The following is a 4,637-nucleotide window of genomic DNA, read 5'->3' as shown; positions in this document are numbered from 1 at the left end:
GACATCGATAATTTTTTGGCGAAAATCTACGGAATAGGGTCTCATAGGAAGCTGGTAAGTTCTATTATTTGTCTATTTGCTTTCCATTGTACCTCATAGCTCCAAGAATTGCTATAAATGAAACAGCCCTAGGGGCAGGGGGGGGGAGAGTCCGGCCTCTGGATTCTTAATGGAGACATTGAGAATCTAAGCTGTCTCGTTGAACAAGGAATTTCTAACAGCGATGTGGAAAGAATCCCCCGTCACAGCGTAGCTTGACGGTGGGAGTATGTCAAACGCGGTTAATAGGACAAAATTAACCGGACATATCGAACGGAGTCTTTGATCTAGATGCTTAAAGACTGATTGAGGATAAAATACCCAGTTTCAATGGACAAGAGCTTATCGAAAATTTGGGTTTAACCCCATTGACGCGACCATCTTAAAAAGGTGGCGTGGTGAGGAATCACCGTCCGTTTACGGCGGTGAGGATGTCAACTAATGGCAAGGAGAGAGTTAAACGGCTCTCTCCTTAATTATTGCTATTCGTCGTCGTCGCTGGCACCAACTTGCTTGAGATGAATATGTTTTCTCCCCAAAGTAATTTCAAATTCATCTCCCGGTTTGAGTCCCATTTTTTTGGTGTAGGCCGAACCGATTAGGAGATTATTATTGGATTGGACACTGATCCGGTAGCTGGCCGAGCGCCCACCTCGTCCGTGGCCATTGGCACTGCTATCTAAGTCAATTCCCTCGGCATCGATTAAAGCATTGAGAAATTTCATCATATTAACGCGTTCAATACCATTTTTTGTCATGGTATAGTAGCCGCATTCCCGGGCTTTTTCCTCTTTGCTGAGGTTGCCTAGCTGTTTAACTTTCTCAATTAGTTCGAGGCCAGTCAGGGGTTCTGGATTGGTAGTTTTGTTCATTTAAGTTCGCGGCAGATAAGTAAAGGTTAGGGTCATCAAGGCCAGTCGAGGAGAATTGCTTCCCCTGACCAGAAACAATCGGGTTACGATTGCTCTCTACACTCATCTTACACGGTATAAACTAAAAATTATCACTTGCTTGAGGAAATTGATTGTAATTGATTACAGGCTATCTCTCGATCGAAATCTTAACAGAATTTACCAATGTTGATCGAGATGCTGAGGGAAGGGAGGTTAACCTTTCTGTCATCAATGAGGGCAGGGGGTAGGATAGAGATCAAGAGGTAAAAATGAGGGATAATGAAGCTAACAACTAGGGGTCACTATAGTGTTAAAGCCTTGCTGGATCTTAGTTTACAACCGAGGGGAACTCCCGTATCGGTAAAATCGATCGCCCTGCGTCAAGATATCCCGGCCGCTTATCTAGAGAAATTGCTGATAGAAATGCGACGAGCGGGGTTAGTTCGCTCCTTTCGGGGAGCGCAAGGGGGTTATCAATTGGCCAGGCCGGCAAATCGGATCTCGTTGGGGCAAATTCTGGAGGCAGTGGGAGAGACGATCGAGCCATTATCAGGCTATCATCCCAGGGACGAACAGGCAGAAGATTGGGTGACATTTACTATCTGGAAACACCTACACGAGAAATTAAAAGAGGCCCTAGGGAAGATTACTTTAGCCGATTTATACTACGATGCCCGTAGCTGGATCGCCGCTAGGGGAGAGGAAACCAGCTTTATTGTTTAGTAGTTTAGAAGTTATGACAGCAACAACACAAGCAAAGATTTATGGGGGGGGTTGTCACTGTGGAGCGATCCGTTTTCAAGTGGCGATCGAGCAGGATCAAGCTCTAGACTGTAATTGTTCGATTTGTCAGAAAAAAGGCTTTCTGCATCTGATTGTTCCTTCAGCACAATTTACCCTCCTAAGCGGTGAAGATTTCTTAAGTACCTATACATTTAATACCCACACAGCCCAACATTATTTTTGTCGTGTTTGTGGTATTCATCCTTTCTATCGTCCCCGCTCCCATCCTGACGCTATAGATATAAACCTGCGCTGTTTGGAGGGTAATGTCTTAGGGGATTTTCAGATCCAGTTCTTTGATGGGGCTAACTGGGAAGACAATATTGAGAAAATTCGGGATATCGATGGGAAAAGGGAGTAATTGTGAAGGAAGCGGCAACGGCGATCATTTTAGTATTAGGGGCAGTTTTAGATTATCTGATCGGCGATCCTTGGGGATGGATTCATCCAGTGCAGGTGATGGGGGCGATTATTGCCGTTGCCACAAAAGTTATCCTTAATTGGACAAGGGAAAAAATTTGCCAACGTTTAGCGGGCATAATTCTGGGACTAGGTTTAATTATCTTGGCCGGGGTCTTAACTTGGCTAGGAATCCAATGGTTAGGTCAGGTCAATTTGCTGCTGAGTTACCTAGTACAAATGATTCTCTTGGCCAGTTGTTTAGCCGGTAGAAGTTTACGCAGGGCTGCCGAAACAGTCATCGCACCTTTACAAGCGGAAAATATCACCTTAGCTCGTTGCCAACTAAGTTTATACGTTGGTCGCGACACAGATAATCTCGGCCGGGAAGAAATCCTCCGCGCCCTATTAGAAACCGTCAGTGAAAATGGTGTGGATGGAGTTACCGCGCCGCTTTTTTATGCCCTTCTCGGTGCTTTTCTGGGGGTGGGACCAGTACCCCTCGCTTGCGCTTATAAAGCCGCTAGTACCCTCGATTCGATGATTGGCTATCGTCGGCCACCCTACACCCATATGGGTTGGTTTAGTGCCAAAAGCGAGGATGTTTTGACATGGCTACCCTGTCGTTTGACGGTATTAACTCTCGCCCTAATTTCGGGCCGGCCGGGGCGGGTTTTAAGCATTTGTTGGCGCGATGCCCGTCGGGATCCTAGTCCTAATTCTGGTTGGAGTGAATGCGTCTATGGGGCGATTTTGGGGGTGCAATTGGGGGGTAAAAATCAATATCGGGGCCAGATTGTGGAAAAACCTTTATTGGGCGATAACCTCAACCCGATTACCGTCAAAACCGTCGAACAGGCTTTGAATTTAACTCGTACTTGTGTATTACTTTGGCTGGCGATCGCTGTCAGCTGCTTGATTGCTAGAGATTTTGCTCAATTGTAGCGACCAGAGGCGACGGCGTTGACGGGATTGACGCTGCCAGTAACGGATAATCAGGGAGAAGGTCAAGAATAGGGATTGCAGTATCTGTATCTGTCCGCAGAGACGTTGATAGTTTTGTCTGAGATAATGGGTTTTCGCCCCAGCGATGATAATATATTCGGGGGCGGGGTAAAAAATGTGGTGTAAACGTCGTTCCACCCGGTTTAAAATTTTGGTCACTCGCCCTAAAATCCGCCGCAATTGCCACAATTTCCAGACTAGAAAGCAATTAAATAAAGTTAAGCCTAGATTGAAGCCGAGGACAAAAAAGAACATGGTCGAGGCGATGGTCGAGTTATGCCAATTTTAGCCTAGATTCCCGACTTGAAAGTGTAGGGGAAAGAAATCTAAGAAGCTGCCCGCGTATTTAGGGTCTGCTGAATAAATCTAAAAACCTTGTTGGATAAGCTGTTCGTAATTTAAATTGCTTGTTGAGATCAGGCGGTCGGCAGGGGGCGGTCGGCGGTCGGCAGGAGATAGGAGATTATTTTATTTATTCTCCCCACACCCCACACCCCACACCCCACACCCCAGAACACACTCCCCCCACCCCCCACACCACCCACACCAACCCGCCCACAACAAAAACCATTTCCGGCAGGAGACTCCGAGTCAGGAGGCAGGAGTCAGGAGATTATTTTTATTTATTCTTCCTTTTCCCCACACCCCACACCCTACACCCCACACCCCACACCCCACACCCTGCCCCCACGAAAAACTTTTTGCCGCAGACCCTAGTTAGCGTCCGAGGGCGTGTAATCCGTTAATAATTTCGGCACAGCGCTCGGTAACTGCCTGTAAAGCTTCTCTTTTGTTAGAAATCGGTGGCGGCAGCACTTCCCCGATGCGAATAGTTAAGGGGATACTATGGGGAAAAGAAGAACCTTTTGGAAAAATCTTTTCTGTCCCCCACAAACTGACGGGTAACAGGGGAACTCCCGCTTTAGCGGCAATCATCGCCGCGCCTAGTTTTGGTTGATGGATCAATCCGTCCTCGGTGCGCGTTCCCTCCAGAAACAATCCCACTGCCCAGCCCGCCGCTAATGCTCCCATCGCCGCCCGAATTGCCCCCCGATCACCACTGCCGCGTTTGACGGGATAGGCCCCATAAAGAGCGATCGCCTGTTTTAAAATCGGGATGGTAAATAATTCTTCTTTAGCCATATAAGCTACGGGACGACGCACGGCACAGGATAATAGGGGTGGATCGAAGTAACTGGCGTGATTGCAGACGATAATCAGAGGATGACGCCGGGGGACATTTTCCACTCCGTAAACGCGACCGCGAAAATAGCCGTGTAGGGTTGGGCTAACGATCGACCATTTAAAGAGATGATATAAAACTAAACTGGCAAAAGGTTCTCGCTCTTGAGGCTGGTTCATCGGAAATTTTGGGTCTGAAACCCCGCCGTAGAACGGCGGCTTTACGTTAGAATTAAAAGGCCAGTCTCGAAAACCAAGTGGACGGCGCAGCACCTTGAAAACTCGGCTTAGGGGGTTCCGACCAGAAAAGCTTGGCCGGGTAAAAAGTCGCGCGCA

General features: G+C 47.6%; 6 protein-coding genes and 1 pseudogene. 4 read left to right on the top strand and 3 right to left on the bottom strand.

The window, feature by feature from the left end; all coding sequences use genetic code 11:
• Positions 1-144 precede the first annotated feature (144 nt).
• Positions 145-258: pseudogene (locus EWV68_RS02770) on the top strand (zinc ribbon domain-containing protein); the annotation flags it as partial.
• Positions 259-521: 263 nt separating this feature from the next.
• Here the strand turns inward: EWV68_RS02770 and EWV68_RS02765 are convergent.
• The gene (locus EWV68_RS02765) at positions 522-911 is read right to left on the bottom strand and encodes an AbrB family transcriptional regulator (protein ID WP_002798186.1); all 390 of its coding nucleotides are present in this window, start codon (positions 909-911) and stop codon (positions 522-524) included.
• A 300-nt stretch (positions 912-1,211) separates the two neighbouring features.
• On the opposite strand from EWV68_RS02765, the gene EWV68_RS02760 reads away from it, so the two are divergent.
• The 3 genes from EWV68_RS02760 to cbiB are packed head-to-tail and all read left to right on the top strand — an operon-like array spanning position 1,212 to position 3,059.
• A complete protein-coding gene (locus EWV68_RS02760) occupies positions 1,212-1,655 on the top strand; it encodes an Rrf2 family transcriptional regulator (protein WP_002783777.1) in 444 nt (147 codons plus the stop codon).
• A complete protein-coding gene (locus EWV68_RS02755) occupies positions 1,603-2,076 on the top strand; it encodes a GFA family protein (protein ID WP_081106800.1) in 474 nt (157 codons plus the stop codon). Before EWV68_RS02760 ends, EWV68_RS02755 begins: the two co-directional genes overlap by 53 nt.
• Before the next feature lie 2 nt (positions 2,077-2,078).
• On the top strand, positions 2,079-3,059 hold the full coding sequence (gene cbiB, locus EWV68_RS02750; protein ID WP_287168736.1) for an adenosylcobinamide-phosphate synthase CbiB: 981 nt from the start codon (positions 2,079-2,081) through the stop codon (positions 3,057-3,059).
• On the opposite strand, the gene EWV68_RS02745 is transcribed toward cbiB, so the two are convergent.
• Entirely contained in the window at positions 3,000-3,278 is a 279-nt protein-coding gene (locus tag EWV68_RS02745) for a hypothetical protein (protein ID WP_287168734.1), read from the bottom strand. The genes cbiB and EWV68_RS02745 overlap by 60 nt on opposite strands.
• A 558-nt stretch (positions 3,279-3,836) precedes the next feature.
• Positions 3,837-4,481, bottom strand: a complete 645-nt coding sequence (locus tag EWV68_RS02740) for a lysophospholipid acyltransferase family protein (RefSeq protein ID WP_012266388.1) — start codon at positions 4,479-4,481, stop codon at positions 3,837-3,839.
• Positions 4,482-4,637: the final 156 nt, after the last annotated feature.

Origin of the sequence: Microcystis sp. M_QC_C_20170808_M9Col, from assembly GCF_007095495.1 — a bacterium.
GTDB classification, from domain to species: domain Bacteria; phylum Cyanobacteriota; class Cyanobacteriia; order Cyanobacteriales; family Microcystaceae; genus Microcystis; species Microcystis aeruginosa.
This window is presented reverse-complemented; position numbering and strand designations above follow the sequence as displayed.